Raw genomic sequence first — 19,629 nt, 5'->3', positions numbered from 1 at the left:
CACGGATGAGGGTTATCACATGACCATGAGGATCGGAGACTTGGCGCGCCTGAGCGGCGTGAGCCCCCGACTACTGCGCTACTACGAGGAGCAGGGACTGCTCACTTCCCACCGGATCGGCGGCGGTCACCGTCGCTATGACGCTGACGCCCCCGTCGTGGTTGGTCACATCCGAGCCCTGCTCGCCGCAGGTTTACCGACCAACGTCATCCGTGACGTACTGCCCTGCGTCCAAGGCCCCGGCCCGGAACTGGAGCACTGTGCGGCGCCGACACTGCAGGAACAGCTTCGACGCTTGGACGGCAGAATCTTCACACTCCAGAACGCCAGGGCCGCCCTCACCGATCTCCTCGCCAACGCCACCTCACCGACGCAGTCGTGAAGGCTGTTCGACTCGGCGGGCACCCTATCCAGGGCGCTGCCCACGGCGACAGCGGCCGCGGCCCTGGCGCTGAGGTCGACCCGGACGCCGCCGTAGCGGCAGCGCCGCCGCGCAGAGCTGCCTGGTCGAAACTCTCGGACCAGGTTGTCGCGTCCGCGGCCAAAGGCGGCGGTGCCTGGTGTCCTGAGTCGTTAATACGTCGCAGTATGCGGCGATCGTTTCCGAGGATGTTTCCTGCTGTTTCAATACAGGCGAGCGGTTTCGCGCATGAGGACATCCCGAGCGATCGGGAGCTGGTCGGTGGCGACGCCCAGGCCGTAGGCGGCCGAGTGCTGGTCGGCGTCCCGCTCGTCCTGAGCCTTTCCAGGCTGGTCTTGCGGCTCAGGACGGGTGTGGCGGGTCCGGTGATCGATGGGTGCGAGGCTCCGGGTAGGACAGGTGTCGACCGAGATTCGAAGCCGCGACCGGGAGCCTCGGCATGCTGTCCCACCCCGCCATGATCCCCGTTGTCCAGCCGGATCCTGAACCACCTCGCCGAACGCAACCGCGGCCACCGTCAGCAGCACCGACCCGGTGCCGGCGTCTCGGCCCCGGCCGGCAGGCGTTGCTCGCTCTGGCCCATCTGCGTAACGGCGACACCTGCTCCCGGCTCGCGGCCGGCTTCGAGATCGGCGTCGCCACCGCCTGGCGCTACGTCCAGGAAGCGATAGCCCTGCCCAACTCGGCAGCCGGCGACCTGGACACCGCGATGCGACACATCCGGCTGCTGGCGTACGCGATCCTGGACGGCACGCTGATCCCGATCGACCGGATCGCCGAGCAGAAGCCCTACTACTGCGGCAAACACACACGCCACGGCATGAACGTGCAGGTCATCGCGGACGCCGCCGGCCGGGAGGAATTGTCAAGAGTTGTGGACGGTTCCGGCGTGGGGTTAAGCGCGCATCCGGTTCTGGGACCGCTGCACCGCACGGGCTTCATGGGGTGTCTCGGCGGCACCCCGTGCTCGGTTCATGCGCTCAAGCTTGGTCCAGCCGGTCCAACCTCGTTTCCTCAGCAACTCGATCAGCCGACGGGCCCCCGGCACAGTGTCGAACGCCAGTTCGTCCATCAGCTTGACCAGCGGTGGCTCGATGTCGGTGTCGTCAACGTAGTCCTCGCCCTCTTCTTCAGCCAACCGCGTGAGGTAGGCGGCTAGTTTTTCGGCTAGCTCGACCAACGGTGGGTCGTCGGCGGTCCGGTCGAGAGCCTGACTCAGGGTGAGAAAGAAGTCCGTGAGCTGCGGGTCGGCGAGCTGCTCCCGCTTTCGTGCTATCCACTCGGGGACCCGCTCGGGTGAGTGCGCGGCCAGCAGGATCCAGCCGTCGCGTTCGGCTTGGACCATCCGTTCGTCGACTCCGAACGCCCGCAATCGGTCGAGATACTCGACCACCGCCGGGGGCAGCGCCAGGTTGTCCCCAGCGGCGAGCCGGGCAATCTGCGCCCGGTGCCGCTGCCGCTGCCGGATCTCGGCCCGCAGCCGGCTGTCGATATCGCCAACCGCTGCGGCGAACTCCACCTCGTCCGCCTGTAGCAGCTCCCGCACCCGCGCCAGCGGGACCCCGGCCTCAGCGAGGATCCGGATTTTGATCAGCTCGACCACGGCGCCGGCGTCGTACCTGCGGTAGCCGGAGTGGTCCCGCTCGGGCTCTGGCAGCAATCCCTTGGCGTGATAGTGCCGCACAGCGCGTACCGTCACTCCGGCGTACGACGCCAGCTCACCGATGGTCAGCATCGCACCATTCTCCTACGGCGTGTTCATCGAGTCGGCCTCGCCCGCTGCGCTGTGTGCACTCCGGATGATTCGGGCAATTTCCGGGGCGCGAGTGAAGACCAGCCGGTGGTCGGCATCGAGCCAGGACGTGGTGATCTGCGGCTGCTCGCGGACAAGCCGCTCGACGCCGGCCCGCCAGTTCTGATTGAGCCTCAGCGCATGCCCTTCGCCGCTGTCACCGGCCATCGAGGTCGACATGATCATGCTGATCGGCTGGTCGATCTTTCTGTACCGATCAAGGATCCCCGACCGCACCGCATCGATCTCGATGTTCAGGTCGAGAATCTCCTCGGCAGTGAGCAGCACCTGACGCGCGGTGCCCCGCACGGCCTCCTGCTGCATCGTCAGGTCTTCCCACATTGCGCGGAACTGCGGCGCGAGAGCCTCGGTAATGAATGGTTCAGGCACCGGGTTTGCCCCGTCGATGAGAACAAGCTCGGCGACGGTGCCTGGGTGCTCGGAGGCATAGTGCACGGCCAGGTCCGCACCGAGCGAGTACCCCACAAGCACGGGTGCCGCGGGCAGGTCGAGGTGTCCCAGTTCCGCCATCACGGCGACGAGATCGCTGAGGAACGCCTTGAAGGAGTACCGGTCGGCGGCCGAGGCGAGGCCGTGGCCCCGCAGGTCGAAGGTCACCACGTCGTAGTCGCGCTGCAGCAGCTCAATCAGCTCATGCAGATCCGCGTGTGTCGAGTTCAGCCCGGGGCACAGGACCAGCGGTCGTCCCTGTCCGCCGCGATAGATCGGGATCGTGACATCATCGTGGTGAACCGTGAACTGCCGCATCGTCCCACGGCTTCCGTCGGCCCTCTTACGATCGGCGCTGTAGGACTTGCCGGGTCCGGTTACCTCGATCGCACTGGTTCTCGTAGTCATGTCAACCATGCTGAAAGGTTGACGCTGCGTCAGGGTCAACCGTCGAGGGCGACATAACCTCCGCAACACTCGCGGGGCCGCCGCCATCATCGCGACCCGTTCGTGCCCGACGGCGTCGCCCCGAAACCGTCGCGGTCTCGGAACCCTCCGCCACCCAAGGCTGGCAGCGAACAAGGTCGGCCCGAGGCGGTCAGCGAGGATGCCGGCCAGCTCTGGGCAGGCGTGGACGCGGTGCCGTAGACGTCGTAGACGGTCATCGGTCAGGCCGCCGCATCGACATGTTCGACTAGGGTCTGTTGTGAAAGTCGCTGGCCACGGGCCTTGGGCTATGTTTTCATGCCGCAGTGAAGGGCGAGAACGTGTCCGGCGCGGACCTAACCCCGAGTGTCCGACAGCGGTCTGATCGCGACCTCAGTGACTGTGTGCTGGTGCTGGCAGAGGTCCATGAGCGCGACGGTTATCCGGTGAACTGGCCCGATTTTCCGGACGCATGGCTCACGCCGCCATCGCTCATCGCCTCCTGGGTGGCGGAACTGGATGGCCGCGTAGCCGGCCATATCGGCTTGTCCCGAAGCGACGCGGGAGACGCCGCACCTGGGCTGTGGGGCGCTCGTGCAGGTGTGAGTATCGACGCGACTGCGGTGGTCAACCGACTGTTCGTCGCTCCGTCGGCCCGCGGCCATGGGATCGGTGCGCTGCTGATGGCGCAGGCTGTCAAAGAAGCACAGAATCGCGGTTTGCATCCAGTGCTCGACGTGGTGGCTTCTGACACTGCGGCGGCGGCTCTGCACGAGAGGCTCGGCTGGCAGCTGCTGGCCACAGTCGAACAGCAGTGGAGCCCGGAGCAGAAGGTCGCCGTCCGGTGTTATGCGGCGGGAACCTGACGGTAGTGCCCCTGGTCACAGCCACTTGAGGCCCGACCGCGGCGAGTCGGTCGTTCTTGATCCGGCGTTGCGATACGACCAGGCTGCGGCCGGAAGCACGGGTTACCGGTGCCGCGCCGGCGAAGGCCTTCAACGATCGCCCATCGGCGAAACGGGTCCGGTCGTCACCGATCTCACCGAGTAGCCGGGCGCCCTAATGGAAAGGCTCGAGGGCCTGACATCCGATGAGCCGTCCTTGATCCCAACGACCTGCACGGCTCCCCGTCTTTGCGTCGAGGGCTCGTTGGCCCCGGATGACCAAGGGATGCTCCGTGCTGGCGGGCTCGAACCACGAACCGATCCAAGCGGACACGATCCTGCAGAGCCACGCAGCAGCTCCCGCTTATCGAAAGGCATCGAGTGCCGGGGATACCAAAGGAGTCGCGGCAAGAGCCAACCCGCTCTGAACCCATTAGGGCTACCAAGGCGCCCGTGGCAGCGTGCGCACACCGTTCAAACGGCACCGCTTCGGTGTGGGGGGTGATGCCAGCGTCGGTGATTTCCGTAGAGCTTCAATGCGGCGGCGCTGGTGGGAACGAGGAGGATCATCAGTGCACCGCATCCGACGAGGAGAGCGGGGGCACTGGTCCGGTCGAGGAGGAAGCCTCCGAGCGCCGCTCCAAGGGGGGAGGCTGTCAGGAGTACGGCGCTGCGTGCAGCCAGAACCGTGGTGAGCGAGTCGGCGGGCGCGCGGTCCTGAATCAGGGTGAAGGAGAGTGCGGAGTAGGGGCCGTAGACGAGTCCGGCGAAAACGAAGCCGATCAGGGAAGGGACGGCGGTGTGCGTGATGGCGAAGGGGAGCATTCCGACGCCGTGACCCGCGATGATGCCGAGCATGGCTGGCCACAGGGGAAGCTGTCTGGCCGTGCCTAGCGCCAGAGCGCCGATGACGGCTCCGATCCCGAATGCGGCCCAGTAGGCACCGAGCAGCCCCGCGCCGGCATCGAGGTTGTCGGAGACGAACAACGGAAGGGCGACTTTGACGGGGCCGAAAGCGAGGTTGAACACCCAGGTGACGACGAGCAGGCCGAGGAGTTCCGGCTGACGCCGCAGAACAGTCAGCCCTTGCCGTGTGCCGCTGGCCACCGGCCCTGATTCCGGTGAACAGGGCAGGTTGATGCGGTTGGTCTGGAAGGCGAGCACGGCGAACGTGGCAGCGTCCAAGCCGATGATCCATACCGGGGACACCACTCCCACGAGCAGGCCCGCGAGAGCGGGGCCAGCGATCATCGCGCTCCACAAACTGGTGCTGAGCATGCTGTTGGCCGTCAGACGCTGGTCGTCGGTAAGCAGAGGAGCGAACAGGGCATGCTTGCCGGCCTTGCCCCAGGCGTGTAGCAGCGAGGAGGCACCCAGGAGCCCGACGTACACGGCCGGCGTGAGCACTCCCGCCACGTGCGCGACCGGGACCGCCCCCAGCAGCACGGCCCGTAGCGCGGAGTCAGTGACCAGGAGCCGCTGTGCCGGAAGCCGCCGCATCCATCGGCCCAGAACCAGTGCGCCGAGGGCGCCGGGCAGGACGTAGGCGGCGACAGCGACGCCCGCCAGCGCGCCTTGGCCGCCGTCGGGCCCCAGCGCGAACGCGAGCCACGCAATGGCGACGACGGTCATGCCATCGCCCAGGTCAGACAACGCGAAGACCGGCATTAGCCGCCGAAAGGCGCGGTCGGCGAACAGGGAGCGGTAGGGGCCGGGCATCAGCCGTCCCGGTGCTGCTGAGAACATGCAGGTCACAGTCGTCCTTCAAGCACGCTTGAAGTCAAGGCCGGACCGGAAAAGGGACGGGCATGCGATCTCTACCCATTAGTGAGATCGCGAACAAAGCCGGCGTGCGCGCTTCAGCACTGCGCTACTGGGAGGAGCGCGGTCTGCTGCCCGGCGCGCACCGCGAAGGCGGACGCCGAGTGTGGCCCGCGACCACCGTCCGCCGGGTCGCACTGATCAAGATGGCACAGCGGGTCGGGTTCTCCCTCTCCGAGATCACGCAACTGCTAGCCGGCGGCACCACACCATCCGCTACCCGCCAGTGGCGGGACATGGCCACGCGTAAGCTGCCCGAACTCGACCAACACATCGCACAGACCCAGGCCCTGCGGCAGGCAGTAGCGGACTGCCTTGAGTGCGGCTGCATGAAATTCGATCAGTGCGTACTACTCGACACCACGGACGCGGCACCCTGACCGACAGGCACGCCGACGGCCGGTAGGCACTCCGCGCACGGCTGTCGGCGCACAGCACCGTCGGCCCCTTCCTCCACAGCGGTCATCGGTAAGTCCAGGAATATCAGCAGCGGGTCACAGGCACCAAGAACGACCTCACTGTCATGCCGCAGATGACGCGCGTTGGAACCTGCGGCTCTTCGCCTCGGTAAGCAGAGAGTGGTTCGGCGGCCAAACATGCCCGGTGTCGAGGCTGCGCCGAGGGTCCTCCGAACAGGCGGTGGCATCGCCAACCTAACGTGCTCAACTTAGCCGAACTGTCGCGCTCAGTCACATCAAGCCAGTACTGGTCCTGCGGCCCGAACTTCCAGGTCCAGTCGAGACGGTGGCTGCCGAAGGTGCGGCGTTCGCCCTTGAACCCGGCACGCAGGAGTTTGATGTCGGCGACGGTCCGGATGATCTCCCGCTTGACCGCAATGTCGTCACCGAGTTCCTGCCATGCTGCCACGGCCTGGTCCCCGATGCGCCCGCGGAGCACGGCGGGGGTCCCGGCGTCGGCGGCGCGTTGCTCGTACTCGGCGATCTCCGCCAGCAGGCCCTTCTCGGCGCGGGCGTAGGCGATCGCGGTGACCTCGCCCTCTTCCGGCCATGACCGTCCTGGAGCAGTTTCCGCGACCCAGCTTGCGCCACTCCTCCAACTCCCCGCGCAGCCGCTGTGCCTCCGCCCTCGCGTGCGCCACTTCCTCTTTCACCGCGCGTACCGCTTGTGTAGGCAGGAGTACACCTGACCGTGCGGCCGTCCGGTTCTGCCGCTGCGAGGACAACGGTCCGTCGCACACCCCGCAGCGCACTCGGCCGTGTTTCGTAGAGCGTTGATGTTGCGGCGTGGCGGTGATCGGTAACTGAAGAGGTCTCCGGTAGTTGGTTCAGCGGCCAAGCTGGAACTTCACACCGGAGACCTCGTGCCGAGCGTCGTGGCTGCGAGGCGACACGGCCTCACCGATGGGCGGTGGGTGGTCCTTGAGTCGTTGCCGCTGGCCGGATCGGGTCGTGATCGGCCGCGCAGATGGACATTGAGAGCACTCATCGACGGGATTCGGTGGCGGGTGCGGATTGGCTCACCGTGGCGTGATGTGCCGTCGGTGTATCCGCGGTGGCAAACCTCGTATCGATGGTTTCGCCGGTGGCAGCGTGACGGCGTCTGGGCCCGGTTCCTGGCCTTGTTGCCGGCTCGGTCGGACACGGTCGGGTTGAATGGGGTGGACGCTGAGCGTGGACTCGACCATCAGCCGTGCCGATCCAGCTACCTGGGCATGGAATACGTCGACGGCCTGGCTCGCCCCGCTCCAAGCGGCTCGGCTGGATCGACGTGAGTCGTTGGAGGTGTCTGAGGATCGCGGGTCGACCTGGCGCAAGGATTTCGACCTGGTCTTCGAGCGCCTAAATCTGGCTCGTGATCGACGAGCACCTACGGTGATCGTGGGGGCGCGAGCTGCACGGTCCAAGTCCGGGCTGTCCCGACGACCGCAATTGCCCGGCAGAGGAGGTCGCAGCCCAACTTCGGACTTCCTTCTGCGAAGCCGCGGTTGATGAAGCTGATGGCTCTCGGGTGGTCACCCGTTTCAAGAGCATTCTCGAGCCCGCTGGCCAGGACTGCGGCGAGCGCGGCGTGAAAACTGTCTGCCCCTTTTTCGCGAAGAGTCTTGGTGGGCTCGCGTAATGGTGAGGGAGAGACCGCGGGCGGGGCTAACACGAAAGTCATGTACTTCTCCTGTGGTTCGGTCTTACTCGATCAGGCCAGTCAGTGGCCGCCCGCCTGCGGCAGCCATGCCGCAACGGCCTCGTCCTACCGCGCTGGGCGGGAATTGCTGATACTTTGTGGCAATGTGGTGGCTGACGACTTCGGCATGATCGCCGACGGGACACCGACGCGTAGCTGGTCTTCGCCTTGAACGAATGCGGCATCGTCCATCAGCATGCTGAACTGTCGGTGGCGGTCGGATGGTCTGCCAACGCCCGTCTCTCAAACCTCGAAGCTGTCCTGTGGGCACTGCCGAGACCGCGCTGGCAGAAAGCCCGGTAGGTGCTGGCCCGCCAACGACGTTGACGTTCACCACCCACTCTACGCGCACCCCCCGCAGCGCTGCCGCTGCCAGCTCGGCGGGCTGGTTCCAGCGATCAATGTGGTTCCCTCGGTGAGGACCGACACGACCTCGTTTCGTGTCCACTGCCTCATTCGCCCAAGTGTGGCCCATCGTCAGCCTCGCCTGTCTGGGACCTGCAACAGCGGTTGCACGTTGGGTTGAGCTGGCTGCCCGGCTCGAGTGGAGGAGCCCGTGACGGCGCCACTGTCCCCGGCATCCCCACTCGACTAGCTTCTATGACATGGCAACTACGGTGCTACGCGTCCGGCTCGTCGGCGGCGACCGCATGGACGTCACGTACGACAAACCGGACGTCTCCGATGAGGACGAGCTTGTGGAACACGTGATCTCGACGCTGGCGCGGGACTCGGCAGCGCTGCGCACCAAACATGGTGACCGGCTTGTCGTGCTCTACGGCCGAGGCGTCGCAGCGATCGAAGTTGCGCCTCGTGGTGCAGTGCTATGACGGAGGCCGCACGTATGCAGCTGCGGCGAGCGCCGGGGTCTGTGCTATGGTTGCCCAGTTGCAGTTTTGATTTCCGTAGACGTTTCGGCGCCTGATGGGTTAACCAAAGCCCATGCAGGTGCTTTTTTCGTTTTCGTGTCGCTTCCGGCGCGGGTGATCAACGCGGCGGCACGTGAGTCCGCACAGTGCGGGCTCCAACAGCCTGCGAGGGAGTAGACATGGCTACAGGTACCGTGAAGTGGTTCAACGGCGACAAGGGCTTCGGCTTCATCAGCCAGGACGGCGGCGGCGCCGACGTTTTCGCCCATTTCTCCGCAATCTCGGCGAGTGGCTTCCGCAGTCTTGAGGAGAACCAGCGGGTGGAGTTCGACATCACTCAGGGCCCGAAGGGCCCGCAGGCGTCGGATATCCGCTCGCTGTAATCCACGCACTGCCGCAGGCGGCCTGACTGGTTCAGCAGGCCGCCGTTCGGCGCATCTACCATCATCTGTTCAGGTTCGTTTTGTGATGTCTCGTGGCCTGTGGCCCGTGCCTTCTCTGCGACGTGCCGTTCCAGGAAGGCATAATATGACCGCGATCACCACGTCAGCGCGTACACCCCACACCCACCCGGCAACGGTCGTCGCCAGGTTCAGCCCCAGCCGGTACCCGGTTGCCGGCGCTCCGCCTTTCCGGAGCCTGGCCCCTGCCGCGGCCTACGGTCCCATGGCACAGTTTCTTGCTCCGTGCACCGTGGAAGACGAGAAGCCCGCGCCCCGTGCATCCGACTGCGGCGAGGTGGCGATGCATCGATTGCGCCACCCGTTCACCCTCGCAGCCGACACGACACCAAGATCCGGGCAGCCGACAAGCAGCTACGCCAGCTCGTCACCGAGCACGGCAACAGCCTGACGCTCTGGCGGCAGGATGACAACGAAACCGCGCCCGGACGGGCGTCTTCACCGATCGGGTTGATGCCCCGCCCAGGGTTCTGACGGCGTCGGTGTTGGACCCATTCCTTGCCTTCGGCGGCGACGCCTTCGAGGGACGTGCAGGATGCGGCTGAGCCCGGCGGCGCCGAGCGATAGCTCAGCGATTTTGGTGGAGTTCTCGTCGGGCTGGAGCGTCTCGTTGTCGGGTTCGCTGACTCTGATGGAGTGGGTTCCCGTTGAAGAGGATCAGTTCGAAGGTCTGCTGTTGGGTGACGATCCCGTCGATGCGCACCGCGGCGACGGCGTCGAAGCGGTGGTTGAGTCGTTGGATCGTGTGGCTTGTGGCGGTATCGCAATCGAGATCGATGGTGGCCTGTCGGACGCCGTCGTCGGTGAGGAACAGCAGCAGACGGTAGCGGGAGTACCGCCATGGTCCCCGCGGGCACCGGGTTTCTTGCAGCAGGGTGCTGGTGCCTCGATGAAGGCGTGTGCGATCACGTGGCTGGGCGAAGGCGATCTACGCCAGCGACCTTGAGGGCAGTGAACTCGGCGTGGTGGACGAGGTAGTCGATCATGGCTGCGGCGGCAACGCCGCGGGCGGCTGACGGCGTGATGGCGGTCATGGTAATCGAAGCGTAACTGCTCGGTGGTTCGGCAGGCCGTGGCGATGATGGTGAGGCAGTTTGCGGAGACGGGGTCTTGGGGGTTGGGTGCGGTTTCCGTGACGGCGCCGAGGGTGGCGAGCCGGTGGCGTAGGCGTGCGGGCAGCAGTCGTTCTAGCTTGGTGGCTGCGGCAATGGCGTGTTCGCCGATGCCCGCCACGGCGGATGCGGCGGCGGTGCGCAGCCCGATCGCCACGGCGAGGGCTTCGTTGTCATCGAGCAGCAGCGGCGGCATGCTGGTTCCCGTGCATAGCCGGTAGCTGCCGGCGACGCCCGATGTGGCATCGATGTCGTAGTCGAGTTGACGTAGCCGGTCGATGTCGGCACGGACAGTGCGGGCGGTGACTCCGAGCCGGTCGGCACGGGCATCCACGCGCTACTCGCACACCCCGACAGAGGATGGATCACCGGTCAGAACATCCGTGCCGACGGCGGACTCACATAGCCACCCCCCCCGCACGGGTCGGACCAGGTCCAGGCCAGCCGAACCCGGCCACGGGGCTGTCTGCCACTGGCGGAAACTCAGGTGGCCTCAGCGCGCGATCTGGGTAGAGTCGCGCAATGCCCGAGCTGAAGCGGCTGCATGCCGGCCACGCCCCGGCGGTCCTGGCCTTCGAGCTGGCGAACCGCACCTACTTCGCTGCCTCGATCTCCGACCGCGGCGACGACTTCTTCGACCAGTTCGCCGACCGGTACAACGCCTTGCTGGCCGAGCAGAAGGCTGGCATCTGCGCCTTCTACGTGCTCGTCGCCGAGGACGGCTCGGTACTAGGCAGGTTCAACTTGTACGACTTGGAGGACGGCACTGCCAAACTCGGCTACCGGGTTGCGGAGCAGGTCGCCGGCCGCGGCGTGGCGACCGCGACCGTCCGGGAGCTGTGCCGGATTGCGGCAGCGAGCAACGGCCTGCGCACGCTGCGGGCGACCACCTCCCACGACAACGCCGCGTCTCAAAAAGTCTTGGCCAAGGCCGGGTTCGTCCCGGTTGGCCCTGCCACCCCGGCGGATCTCGGCGGCAAGTCAGGCACTTGGTACCAGCGCGACCTCCAGCCGTAGGCCTTGATCTCGCTCGTGGGTCGGCTGCGGAAAGGCTGCGGCCACCGCTGATCATCGATGTGTGAAGACTAACGATCTTGTGGTGGCCGCAGGTCACTACGTAGACCCTGCTCGCTGGACACGAAGCGTTCGAGGGCCTGATGAGCCGAATAGTCGACCGGTTCGCCCGGGTCGAACCCCGGCGTCGGCTACGGGTCTGATGCTGGGGCTGCTGTCGGACCTGCCAGGTAAGGCTGCTGGAGCATCGCCGAGTGGGGCCGGAGAGTCCCCCGGACGGCATGCGGCACCTGCTCGGCCAGGCTCGATGGGATGCCGACGCCGTGCGTGATGTCGTGCGCGAGTACGTCCTGGCGCATCTACGCGACGAGGGTGCAGTGCTGGTGGCCGACGAGACCGTCTTTCTCGCGACCCCGACGGCTCCGGCAGCCCCAGCTACCACCCGAACTTTGGGTGGTACCGGCACCACCAAACTGAGCCGATCTCCGTCGACCCTGTCCGCAACGGACGTTCCTCCGGTCGCGCCAGGGGGCGCATTGTTCTCGCCACGACCGAGTGCCGGCTCGATCCGGCTGCGGTGACGCCGCGTAGCGAGCGGTCTGTGGCGGATCGACGCACGTGATCTTGGTTGAGATCGAGCCGTTGGCGGAAAGAGGATGCCCTCGAAGCGAGGATGGAGGTGCGATCCATCATCCCATCTGTCCGCCAGCCCGTCGGAGTACTGGCCTATCGGCGCGGCGGTTGGCCGGTGTCGGTGTGGGGCTGGAGGATCACGACCGGGATCTGGCGATCGGCTTTCCTGAGGTATCTGTCGTAGTCGGGCCACAGGTCGGTCATCATCCGCCACAGTCTTTCCCGCTCATCGCCGGTTGCGGTGCGGGCTGTGGCGATGAGGTGTCCCGCGGCGACTTGCACCCGAACTTCGGGGTTCGCGAGGAGGTTCAGGTACCACGAGGGATGGTGCGAGCTGCCGCCGTTTGAGCCGACAACGATATATCGATTGTCGTCCAGACCGTAGATCAGGGCGGTGCGGCGGAGGTTGCCAGACCTGCGGCCCCTCGTGGTGAGCAGTAACGTCGTCACTCCCCAACGGTGGTGTCCTTGGCGGCCGTCGGTGTCGACGTAGCGGCGGATGTGCTCGGCCACCCATCCGGTCGGGCTGTCCAGGATCTCCTCGTCGGCGCTCATTGCGCGCCCTCTTTCGCCGCGTTCCCGGACGCGGTCGGCGGGACCCGACCAGCCAGCGTCGTTCGGAGCTCGGCGATCCTTCGCAGGTCGTCGCTGAGGCGAATCTTGTCCGCTGTGGTCAGCGGCAGCCCCGCCGCGTCGGCGAGGAAACGCTGCGCGCTCGTCGGGTCGTCGAGCCGGAGCGCGATGTCCGCGCGCAGGACTAGCGCGCGGAAGCGCAGCGCCGGCTCGGCACCGGTATCGGCGGCCAGCGCCCCGTCGAGCACCTTGGCGGCTGTGGAAAAGTCTCCCTTGGCGTCGGCTAGTCGGCTGCCCGTCTCGAGGGCGCGCTCGAGGCGGCTGCGTGGTGACGCGTCGGCAGACTGCTCGGTGATGGGCTGCCCGATACGGATGTAGTTGCCGGCGGGGTCGACGACGATGAATTGTCGGACGCCGTAGAACGGCATGTCCTTAAGCGGGTTGATGCGTGGGACGCCGCGTGAGGGGACCTTGCCGAGTAAGCCTCTGATGCCGGCGGTGAACGCGTCGTAGAGCCCGTCGGCGTCGGTGGTGGTCACGTAGCAGGTGCCCCAGTTGTTCGCCGGCTGCAGGTCCTTCAGCACGAAGAAGTGCAACTCGATGCCTCCTCGCCGGACCGAGGCGTAGGTGTTCGGGCGCTGCTGTTGGTAGGTCACCTCGAACCCTAGCGCGCGGTAGAAGTCGAGTGTGTCGTTGATGGATTTGGCCGGCAGTATCGGGATCATGGTCTCGGTCACGTGGGCGCCTCCACCGTCTCGGTGTGGTGTTGTGGGTCCCGGGCACCGCCGGGGTCGTTAAGACGGCGCAGGACGGCCAACGTCGTGGAAAGTTCGGCCTCGTTGTACCGCTCGGCGAGCGTGTTGGCCCACCTGGCTTGGACCTCGCGGATCCGCTGCATCGCCCGCTGGGCCCGCGGTGTGATCACCATGAGTTTGGCCCGGCGGTGGTGCGGGTTGTCCTGGTAGGTGATCAAGCCGTCGCGTTCGAGGGCGTCGGCGGTCTGCTGCACGCTCTGTCTGGACAGGCCCATGATTCGCGCCACGTTCGCTACTGGCGCAGGGGCGTGCTCGACCACGCCGAGGATCTGCCAGCGCGCGCTGGTGAGGCCGAACGGCCGGGTGAGCTCGTCGCCTTCGGCCAACAGGAAGCTGTTCGCGCGGAACACTTCGATCACGAGGTCGGACAGCAGCACGCCCGCCACCGACAATTCAGACATGACAAGACCGTGTCATGTAGACACGTGCTTGTCAAACGTGTCGGTTGTGGTGCGACTACATCTCGGGACGGACCCGCACAAGCGTTCAGCAACCATCGAGGTCGAAGACCTCTCACTGCCGCGGCCGCGGCCCGACTCTTGCGCCCGGGCCGCTGGCACCACTTGCCATTGGGACCAGTCACGTCGAGCGTGATTGCCGAGGGGTCGGTCGGCCCTACCGCGCGGTGTATCCGCCGTCCACGGGGAGAGCGACGCCGACGACGAAGCTGGCGCCGGAACTGCACAGCCAGAGCACGGTGGAGGCGATCTCGTCGGCCCGGCCGAACCGGCCGATGGGCTGATTGGCCAGCGCTGCGGCGATGTCGAGTTCACCGTTGGCGATCATGGCGGTGACCATGGGGGTCTCGAACGTTCCGGGGCAGATGGCGTTGATTCGGATCCCGCGCGGCGCGTACTCCAGGGCTGCGCTGCTGGTGAGCCCGAGTACGCCGTGTTTGGACGCGTGGTAGGCGGCGCGTCCCGGCAGGCCGACGAGGCCGCCGAGTGAGGAGCAGTTGACGATGGCGCCGCTGCCCTGCTCGCGCATCTGCCGCAGTTCGTGTTTCGTGCAGGCCCAGACGCCGCGCAGGTTGACGGCGTTGACGCGGTCGAAGGTGTCGGCTGGTTCGTCGGCGGCGTCGGACGGCGGGGCCTGGATGCCGGCGTTGTTGAAGGCCATGTCGAGGCGGCCGTAGGCCGCGACGGTCTGGTCGATGAGGGCGGCGACCTGGGGCTCGTCGGACACGTCGCACTGGATGCCGAGGGCTTCATGCCCGCGGGCCCGCAACTGCCCGGTGGCGCTCTGAAGGGCTTCGTCGTTGATGTCGGCGAGGACGACCGCGGCTCCGGCGTGGGCGAACGCCTGCGCGGTGGCTAGACCCATGCCGGAGCTGGCGCCGGTGACGAGTGCGACCTCGCCCGTGAAGTCGTAGGTGAGGTTCATGATGTCTCCCGATGAGGTCGGGCAGTGTGGGCTCAGCCGGCGCGGAATTCGACGGTCGCGGTGACAGCGCCGTCCAGGTCGGCGATGCGGGCGGCGGCGTCGCCGTCGAGGCGGCCGATGATCACGATGCCGGGGTAGTACGACTGGTCGCCGTAGTAGAGGACCAGGTCGTTGCCGGGCGCGTAGTACCCGACGTCGCCGACGTCGGGGTCCGCGCCGTCTGGCTGGCCGTCCAGTGACAGGGGTGCGGGCAGCGGGCCGGTCTTCTCCACCGCGCCGTGGTCGACCATGTCGACGGTCAGCGGTAGCTGGGCGATGAGGTCACGGCCGGCGGCGCTGTCGAAGATCGTGGCTTGGAAGCGCTGATCGTTGATGGTGATCTGAATTCTCATCTGTTCTCTTCGGGGTGCGGCTGTGCCGCTCGGTGGTGCCGTGGCCCGGCCGGTGATGCCGGGCGATGTCGCGGACGTTGCGCCGCCGGTGTCGCCGGACTGACCGTTGCTGCCGCAGCCGGCGAGGGTCAGTCCGAGGAGCGCCGACAGCGCCACGCCGACGCTCGTGCGTGAGGCTGGCATGGCATCTCCCAGAGTAGGGTTCGGCACCGCGTCACAGCGTGAGCAGAACCTTGGTGGCGGCGCGCTGATCCATGGCTTGGTAGCCCTCGGCGGCCCGGTCGAGCGGCAGGGTCAGGTCGAAGACCTTGCCCGGGTCGATCGTGCGGTCCCAGATCAGCCGGATCAGCTCGGGCAGGAACCGCCGGACCGGTGCCGGGCCGCCGTGCAGGTGCACACCCGACATGAACAGCACGTCGCCGGGGATGGCTACGTCGTGCGACACCCCGACGAAGCCGACGTGGCCGCCGGGGCGCGCGGAGTGGATGGCCTGCATCATGGCCTCCTGGGTGCCGACCGCCTCGATGACGCTGTGCGCACCGAGGCCGCCGGTCAGCTCCTTGATCCGCTCGACGCCGGCGTCGCCGCGTTCGGTGACGATGTCGGTGGCGCCGAACTCCCGCGCGAGGGCCTGCCGGTCGGCGTGGCGGCTGAACGCGATGATCCGCTCGGCGCCGAGCTGCCGGGCGGCCAGGACGCCGAGCAGGCCAACCGCGCCGTCCCCGACGACCGCGACGGTCTTGCCGGGGCCGGCCTCGGCGGCGACGGCGGCGAACCAGCCGGTGCCGAGCACGTCGGAGGCCGCCATCAGCGACGGGATCAGTTCCGGGTCGGGGCGCCCGGGAGTGGCGACGAGGGTGCCGTCGGCGAGCGGGACGCGGGCCAGCTCCGCCTGGGTGCCGATGGTGCCCATCAGGACGCGGTGCACGCAGTACGCCTGGTAGCCCGCCCGGCAGATCTCGCAGGTGTTGTCGGACGCCCAGAAGGAGCCGACGACGAAGTCACCGACCTTCACGGTGCGCACCTCGGACCCGACCGCCTCGACGACGCCGACGTACTCGTGACCCATCACCTGATGGTCGACCGGCTCGGCGCCGCGGTACGGCCACAGGTCGCTGCCGCAGATGCAGGTCGCCGCCAGGCGGATGATCGCGTCGGCCGGCTCGACGATCGTCGGGTCCGGGCGCTGCTCGACCCGCACGTCCCCGGGCTTGTACATCACAACCTGACGCATCGTGGTGCGCTCCGTTCGCTTCGATCGGGATCGGCCCCGCAGGGCCCACGGCACCAGTCAACGTGCCCGCCCGAGGACGAAGAAGTCCTTGTCGATGGGTGTACCGACAGGGAATCCCTCACTGGGGTCGCGCGGCCTACGCTCGACGCATGAACAACCGCTCGGAGGTGCGTGACTTTCTGACCACGCGCCGGGCCCGGCTGACGCCCAAGCAGGTCGGCCTGCCGCTGACGGGCAGCCGGCGCGTGCCCGGGCTGCGGCGCAGCGAGGTCGCCGCCCTCGCCGGACTCAGCGTCGAGTACTACGCCCGGCTCGAACGAGGCCAGATCGCCGGCGCGTCGTCCGGCGTGCTGGAGGCTCTGGCCCGGGCGTTGCAGCTCGACGAGACCGAACGTGCCCACCTGTTCGACCTCGCCCGCGCTGCCGACGGCATCCCGACCTCGGGGCGACCCCGCCGCCGCACCGCCACCAAGGCCGCCGCACGCCTCAGCCTGCGGTGGGCGATGGAGGCAATCACCGACGGCGTCGCGTTCGTGCGCGATCCGCAGCAGAACCTGCTCGCCACCAACGCGCTCGGCCGCGCGTTCTACGCACCGTTGATCGGCGACGGGGGACGCCTGCCCAACCTGGCCAGGTTCCAGTTCCTCGACCCGGCCGCGCGCGACTTCTACCCAGACTGGGAACGCTTCGCCGAGATGTGCGTCGGCGTCATGCGCGCCGAGGCCGGCCGCGACCCGCACGACTGCGGGCTGCAGGATCTTGTCGGCGAACTCTCCACCCGCAGCGAGGACTTCCGCCGGCTCTGGGCCGACCACAACGTGCGCACCCACGGCGCCGGCACCAAGCGCTTCCACCACCCCGTCGTCGGCGAACTCACCCTCGCCTACGAGGAACTCGCGATCACCGCCGAACCCGGCCTGGTGCTGCTCGTGTACACCGCCGAACCCGGCTCGCCGTCCGCCGAACGCCTCCGCCTGCTCGCCTCCTGGGAGGCCACCGCCGCGACCACCACCGGCACGGCAGTCCGCGACACCGAAGGAACCTGATGCAGATCACCCGCAGGTCCATCGCCACCGCCAAGGGGCCCGGCGACTGGTTCACCGGCGATGTTCACATCGACGCCGTCACCGCCGCAGCCCCGCCGCCATGGGTCACCGCGAGCCTGGTCCACTTCATGCCCGGCGCCCGCGTCCTGTTCGAAGCCGACGAGGAACACTGGCACGGCGCCGCACCCGACCGGCTCATGGTCCACCTCGCCAACAACGAGGCCGACGACCAGCACGACGTCGCGGGGAGCTGTGCATAGCCACGAGCATGCTCGGCGGCGCCGTCCATGATGCCAGCGAGCAGGTCTGCCCGTCGCGCGCTGACCCACTGAGAAGGTGGCTCAGGTGCCTCGCGCAGGCCAAGTCCTCAGCGGCCCTCCCGGGATCGACGACCCGGCACGCGAGGACCGCGCGGTCGGATTCGAGTCGCTGGCCCACAACCTCGAGCCCGAGCTCATCAAGACGGCAAAACTTGGTCATGTCAGGGCAGGCGAAGCCCGGATCGGGGCAGCGTCAGGCACGTCGAGTTCTTCCGGATGGACGGCGGAGGACAAGGCGAGGTGGCGCACACCTGGAGAAAGACCCCCAGGCGCGAAGGAGGCCCGTCGAGGGATCGCCGGAATCCCTCGACGGGCCCGGTCGCCGAGGCTCAGCCCCAGGTCTGGCCGGCCGGTTCCTTGATGGTGCGGTTGATTCGGTTGAAAAAGTTGGTCAGTGCGATCTCCAGGTTGATCGCGCCGATCTGCTCCTCAGTGAAATGGGTGTTTACCTCTTCCCAGATCTCGTCGGTGACTCCCTCCGCGCCGTCCTGCAGCCGGGTGGCGGCCTCGGCCAGCGCCAGTGCCGCGCGCTCCGCATCGGTGTAGAACGGCGCCTCACGCCACGCCGCTACGTTGTGCAGCCGCTCGTCGGTGTCACCGGCCTTCTTCCCCCCGGCGACACTGGCGTAGACGCACGCCGAGCAGCTGTTGATCTGGCTGGCGCGTAGATGGACCAGCGCGAGCAGCTTCGGGTCGACGCCCCCGGCGGCGATCGCCTGCTGCAGATGCCCGACCGCTTTCCACACGTCGGGGTTGTTGGTGTTCTTGTTCTTCAGCCGGTTCTGCATGGCAGGGTGCTCTCCTTGGTCGGGGTTACCTTGCGGGGCTGGTGCCCGTCACCCCTATGACGGAGCAGCTTCCAGGGAGGTAACACCATGTCCGGCGCCCATCCAGCCGATCCGATCGCCGAGGCCTTCGAGGCGCACCGCGACCGGCTCACCGCCGTCGCCTACCGCGTGCTCGGCTCGCACGCCGACGCGGACGACGCGGTGCAGGAGGCGTGGCTGCGCCTCTCCCGCCAGGACACCGACACCATCGACAATCTCGGCGGCTGGCTGACCACCGTGGTCGGCCGGATCAGCCTCGATCTCCTACGCTCGGGCCGCACGCGCCGGACAGTCCCACTCGACGACCAGCTGCCCGAACTCGCCGTGACGCTCGACGACGGTCCGGCTCCGGAAGAGCTTGTGGCGCTGGGTGACTCGGTGGGCTTGGCGCTGTTGACGGTCCTGGACTCGCTGCGCCCCGACGAGCGCCTGGCGTTCGTGCTGCACGACGTGTTCGCCGTCTCCCACGGGGAGATCGGCACCATCCTCGGCAGGTCCGCCGACGCGACCAAGATGCTCACCAGCCGCGCCCGGCGGAAGGTGCAGGCCGCCCGGCAGTCGGCAAGCGACCGACAGCGGCACCGCGAGGTGGTCGCGGCGTTCTTGGCCGCGGCCCGCGAGGGCCGGTTCGAGCGTCTGCTGGAAGTTCTCCACCCCGAAGTGAAGTTCACCGTCCACACCCCGAACGGCCAGTTCGTCACGCTCGGAGCCACCGAAGTCGCCACCCGCGCCCAACTGGCCGGCAGTGCAGCACGAGGACACGCAGCGAGTGTCAACGGCCGCCCCGGCGTCATCTCCTGGAACGAGAACGGCACCCCCCTGTCCCTGCTCGCCTTCACCGTCGACGACGGCCGCATCACCGAGATCACCGCTGTGATCGACCCAGCCAAGCTCGCGCTCATCGACCTGCCAGGTCCAGTGTGAGCCGCCATTGCCCCCGCGTCGGGGCTACACCCTCAACTGTGAAGAGCCGATAGTGCGGGCATTCGTGCGATAGAGGTCGCGAGTCGCTGCGTC

Annotated in this window: 23 protein-coding genes and 2 pseudogenes; 14 read left to right on the top strand and 11 right to left on the bottom strand. The window is 67.4% G+C overall.

The annotated features are described in order from the left end of the window. Positions 1-19: 19 nt before the first annotated feature. Positions 20-382, top strand: coding sequence for a MerR family transcriptional regulator (locus tag E1165_RS01145; protein ID WP_243704519.1), 363 nt, complete (start codon positions 20-22; stop codon positions 380-382). A gap of 478 nt (positions 383-860) precedes the next feature. Further along, positions 861-1,277, top strand: a pseudogene (locus tag E1165_RS01135) (transposase family protein); the annotation flags it as partial. 39 nt (positions 1,278-1,316) lie between these two features. On the opposite strand, the gene E1165_RS01130 reads toward E1165_RS01135, so the two are convergent. Together E1165_RS01130 and E1165_RS01125 are read right to left on the bottom strand one after the other, a co-directional pair. Continuing rightward, positions 1,317-2,156, bottom strand: coding sequence for a MerR family transcriptional regulator (locus tag E1165_RS01130; protein WP_132386754.1), 840 nt, complete (start codon positions 2,154-2,156; stop codon positions 1,317-1,319). Between the two features lie 12 nt (positions 2,157-2,168). After that, positions 2,169-3,071 carry an alpha/beta fold hydrolase gene (locus E1165_RS01125; RefSeq protein ID WP_207916403.1) on the bottom strand — a complete coding sequence of 301 codons (903 nt, stop codon included), beginning with the start codon at positions 3,069-3,071 and terminating at the stop codon, positions 2,169-2,171. A gap of 344 nt (positions 3,072-3,415) precedes the next feature. On the opposite strand from E1165_RS01125, the gene E1165_RS01120 reads away from it, so the two are divergent. Continuing rightward, positions 3,416-3,955: a GNAT family N-acetyltransferase gene (locus tag E1165_RS01120; protein WP_132386752.1), complete on the top strand. Its 540-nt coding sequence runs from the start codon at positions 3,416-3,418 to the stop codon at positions 3,953-3,955. 492 nt (positions 3,956-4,447) lie between these two features. Here E1165_RS01120 and E1165_RS01110 read toward each other — a convergent pair whose 3' ends face one another. Continuing rightward, positions 4,448-5,719 (bottom strand): MFS transporter, encoded by a 1,272-nt coding sequence (locus tag E1165_RS01110; RefSeq protein WP_132386888.1) that lies wholly within the window; start codon positions 5,717-5,719, stop codon positions 4,448-4,450. A 62-nt stretch (positions 5,720-5,781) separates the two neighbouring features. Between E1165_RS01110 and E1165_RS01105 the strand changes: the two genes are divergently transcribed. The 6 genes from E1165_RS01105 to E1165_RS29385 all read left to right on the top strand — a co-directional run bounded on the left by E1165_RS01105 (position 5,782) and on the right by E1165_RS29385 (position 10,209). Continuing rightward, a complete protein-coding gene (locus E1165_RS01105) occupies positions 5,782-6,174 on the top strand; it encodes a MerR family transcriptional regulator (RefSeq protein WP_132386750.1) in 393 nt (130 codons plus the stop codon). 364 nt (positions 6,175-6,538) lie between these two features. Further along, positions 6,539-6,805 carry a hypothetical protein gene (locus E1165_RS28735; RefSeq protein WP_165945087.1) on the top strand — a complete coding sequence of 89 codons (267 nt, stop codon included), beginning with the start codon at positions 6,539-6,541 and terminating at the stop codon, positions 6,803-6,805. A 310-nt stretch (positions 6,806-7,115) separates the two neighbouring features. Beyond that, complete coding sequence (locus tag E1165_RS01095) at positions 7,116-7,526, top strand: transposase (protein ID WP_207916398.1); 411 nt, start codon at positions 7,116-7,118, stop codon at positions 7,524-7,526. A gap of 1,012 nt (positions 7,527-8,538) precedes the next feature. Next, positions 8,539-8,763: a hypothetical protein gene (locus E1165_RS01090; RefSeq protein WP_132386748.1), complete on the top strand. Its 225-nt coding sequence runs from the start codon at positions 8,539-8,541 to the stop codon at positions 8,761-8,763. Between the two features lie 218 nt (positions 8,764-8,981). After that, positions 8,982-9,185: a cold-shock protein gene (locus tag E1165_RS01085; RefSeq protein ID WP_121398059.1), complete on the top strand. Its 204-nt coding sequence runs from the start codon at positions 8,982-8,984 to the stop codon at positions 9,183-9,185. Positions 9,186-9,798: 613 nt separating this feature from the next. After that, the gene (locus E1165_RS29385; protein ID WP_207916438.1) at positions 9,799-10,209 is read left to right on the top strand and encodes a hypothetical protein; all 411 of its coding nucleotides are present in this window, start codon (positions 9,799-9,801) and stop codon (positions 10,207-10,209) included. Between the two features lie 401 nt (positions 10,210-10,610). On the opposite strand, the pseudogene E1165_RS29640 reads toward E1165_RS29385, so the two are convergent. Beyond that, positions 10,611-10,709: pseudogene (locus E1165_RS29640) on the bottom strand (HTH domain-containing protein); the annotation flags it as partial. 188 nt (positions 10,710-10,897) lie between these two features. On the opposite strand from E1165_RS29640, the gene E1165_RS01070 reads away from it, so the two are divergent. Both E1165_RS01070 and E1165_RS29380 read left to right on the top strand, forming a co-directional pair. Beyond that, positions 10,898-11,392, top strand: a complete 495-nt coding sequence (locus E1165_RS01070) for a GNAT family N-acetyltransferase (RefSeq protein ID WP_132386746.1) — start codon at positions 10,898-10,900, stop codon at positions 11,390-11,392. A gap of 251 nt (positions 11,393-11,643) precedes the next feature. Further along, positions 11,644-11,970: a transposase gene (locus tag E1165_RS29380; protein WP_371687286.1), complete on the top strand. Its 327-nt coding sequence runs from the start codon at positions 11,644-11,646 to the stop codon at positions 11,968-11,970. A gap of 145 nt (positions 11,971-12,115) precedes the next feature. Here the strand turns inward: E1165_RS29380 and E1165_RS01060 are convergent, their stop codons facing one another. The 6 genes from E1165_RS01060 to E1165_RS01035 form a co-directional block, all read right to left on the bottom strand. Further along, a complete protein-coding gene (locus E1165_RS01060) occupies positions 12,116-12,577 on the bottom strand; it encodes a nitroreductase family deazaflavin-dependent oxidoreductase (protein WP_132386744.1) in 462 nt (153 codons plus the stop codon). Further along, positions 12,574-13,332: a VOC family protein gene (locus tag E1165_RS01055; protein ID WP_132386742.1), complete on the bottom strand. Its 759-nt coding sequence runs from the start codon at positions 13,330-13,332 to the stop codon at positions 12,574-12,576. Before E1165_RS01055 ends, E1165_RS01060 begins: the two co-directional genes overlap by 4 nt. Further along, complete coding sequence (locus tag E1165_RS01050) at positions 13,329-13,787, bottom strand: MarR family winged helix-turn-helix transcriptional regulator (RefSeq protein WP_207916392.1); 459 nt, start codon at positions 13,785-13,787, stop codon at positions 13,329-13,331. Before E1165_RS01050 ends, E1165_RS01055 begins: the two co-directional genes overlap by 4 nt. A 238-nt stretch (positions 13,788-14,025) precedes the next feature. Beyond that, positions 14,026-14,793 (bottom strand): glucose 1-dehydrogenase, encoded by a 768-nt coding sequence (locus E1165_RS01045; protein ID WP_132386738.1) that lies wholly within the window; start codon positions 14,791-14,793, stop codon positions 14,026-14,028. A gap of 32 nt (positions 14,794-14,825) precedes the next feature. Beyond that, positions 14,826-15,368: a cyclophilin-like fold protein gene (locus tag E1165_RS01040; RefSeq protein ID WP_132386736.1), complete on the bottom strand. Its 543-nt coding sequence runs from the start codon at positions 15,366-15,368 to the stop codon at positions 14,826-14,828. Between the two features lie 31 nt (positions 15,369-15,399). Further along, the gene (locus E1165_RS01035) at positions 15,400-16,419 is read right to left on the bottom strand and encodes a zinc-dependent alcohol dehydrogenase family protein (RefSeq protein ID WP_132386734.1); all 1,020 of its coding nucleotides are present in this window, start codon (positions 16,417-16,419) and stop codon (positions 15,400-15,402) included. A gap of 149 nt (positions 16,420-16,568) precedes the next feature. On the opposite strand from E1165_RS01035, the gene E1165_RS01030 reads away from it, so the two are divergent. Beyond that, positions 16,569-17,465: a helix-turn-helix transcriptional regulator gene (locus tag E1165_RS01030; protein WP_132386732.1), complete on the top strand. Its 897-nt coding sequence runs from the start codon at positions 16,569-16,571 to the stop codon at positions 17,463-17,465. After that, on the top strand, positions 17,465-17,725 hold the full coding sequence (locus E1165_RS01025) for a hypothetical protein (protein WP_132386730.1): 261 nt from the start codon (positions 17,465-17,467) through the stop codon (positions 17,723-17,725). The genes E1165_RS01030 and E1165_RS01025 overlap by 1 nt, the downstream gene beginning before the upstream one ends. Positions 17,726-18,114: 389 nt before the next feature. On the opposite strand, the gene E1165_RS01015 is transcribed toward E1165_RS01025, so the two are convergent. Continuing rightward, complete coding sequence (locus E1165_RS01015) at positions 18,115-18,573, bottom strand: carboxymuconolactone decarboxylase family protein (protein WP_132386726.1); 459 nt, start codon at positions 18,571-18,573, stop codon at positions 18,115-18,117. An 87-nt stretch (positions 18,574-18,660) separates the two neighbouring features. Here E1165_RS01015 and E1165_RS01010 point away from each other — a divergent pair, with 87 nt between their 5' ends. After that, on the top strand, positions 18,661-19,536 hold the full coding sequence (locus E1165_RS01010) for a sigma-70 family RNA polymerase sigma factor (RefSeq protein ID WP_132386724.1): 876 nt from the start codon (positions 18,661-18,663) through the stop codon (positions 19,534-19,536). Positions 19,537-19,629: the final 93 nt, after the last annotated feature.

It is taken from the genome of Micromonospora sp. KC723, from assembly GCF_004348595.1.
Taxonomy (GTDB): Bacteria; Actinomycetota; Actinomycetes; order Mycobacteriales; family Micromonosporaceae; genus Micromonospora.
The sequence above is the reverse complement of the archived record's forward strand: the minus strand, read 5'-3'. Positions and strand labels throughout refer to the sequence as shown.

Bases quoted from the DNA above. Each gene is read 5' to 3' on its own strand.
- E1165_RS01015 (WP_132386726.1), bottom strand. From the start codon at position 18,573: ATGCAGAACCGGCTGAAGAACAAGAACACCAACAACCCCGACGTGTGG.
- E1165_RS01060 (WP_132386744.1), bottom strand. From the start codon at position 12,577: ATGAGCGCCGACGAGGAGATCCTGGACAGCCCGACCGGATGGGTGGCC.
- E1165_RS01045 (WP_132386738.1), bottom strand. From the start codon at position 14,793: ATGAACCTCACCTACGACTTCACGGGCGAGGTCGCACTCGTCACCGGC.
- E1165_RS01145 (WP_243704519.1), top strand. From the start codon at position 20: ATGACCATGAGGATCGGAGACTTGGCGCGCCTGAGCGGCGTGAGCCCC.
- E1165_RS29385 (WP_207916438.1), top strand. From the start codon at position 9,799: ATGCGGCTGAGCCCGGCGGCGCCGAGCGATAGCTCAGCGATTTTGGTG.
- E1165_RS01030 (WP_132386732.1), top strand. From the start codon at position 16,569: ATGAACAACCGCTCGGAGGTGCGTGACTTTCTGACCACGCGCCGGGCC.
- E1165_RS01110 (WP_132386888.1), bottom strand. From the start codon at position 5,719: ATGTTCTCAGCAGCACCGGGACGGCTGATGCCCGGCCCCTACCGCTCC.
- E1165_RS01070 (WP_132386746.1), top strand. From the start codon at position 10,898: ATGCCCGAGCTGAAGCGGCTGCATGCCGGCCACGCCCCGGCGGTCCTG.
- E1165_RS01105 (WP_132386750.1), top strand. From the start codon at position 5,782: ATGCGATCTCTACCCATTAGTGAGATCGCGAACAAAGCCGGCGTGCGC.
- E1165_RS01025 (WP_132386730.1), top strand. From the start codon at position 17,465: ATGCAGATCACCCGCAGGTCCATCGCCACCGCCAAGGGGCCCGGCGAC.
- E1165_RS01010 (WP_132386724.1), top strand. From the start codon at position 18,661: ATGTCCGGCGCCCATCCAGCCGATCCGATCGCCGAGGCCTTCGAGGCG.
- E1165_RS01085 (WP_121398059.1), top strand. From the start codon at position 8,982: ATGGCTACAGGTACCGTGAAGTGGTTCAACGGCGACAAGGGCTTCGGC.
- E1165_RS01130 (WP_132386754.1), bottom strand. From the start codon at position 2,156: ATGCTGACCATCGGTGAGCTGGCGTCGTACGCCGGAGTGACGGTACGC.
- E1165_RS01040 (WP_132386736.1), bottom strand. From the start codon at position 15,368: ATGCCAGCCTCACGCACGAGCGTCGGCGTGGCGCTGTCGGCGCTCCTC.
- E1165_RS01035 (WP_132386734.1), bottom strand. From the start codon at position 16,419: ATGCGTCAGGTTGTGATGTACAAGCCCGGGGACGTGCGGGTCGAGCAG.
- E1165_RS01125 (WP_207916403.1), bottom strand. From the start codon at position 3,071: ATGACTACGAGAACCAGTGCGATCGAGGTAACCGGACCCGGCAAGTCC.
- E1165_RS01090 (WP_132386748.1), top strand. From the start codon at position 8,539: ATGGCAACTACGGTGCTACGCGTCCGGCTCGTCGGCGGCGACCGCATG.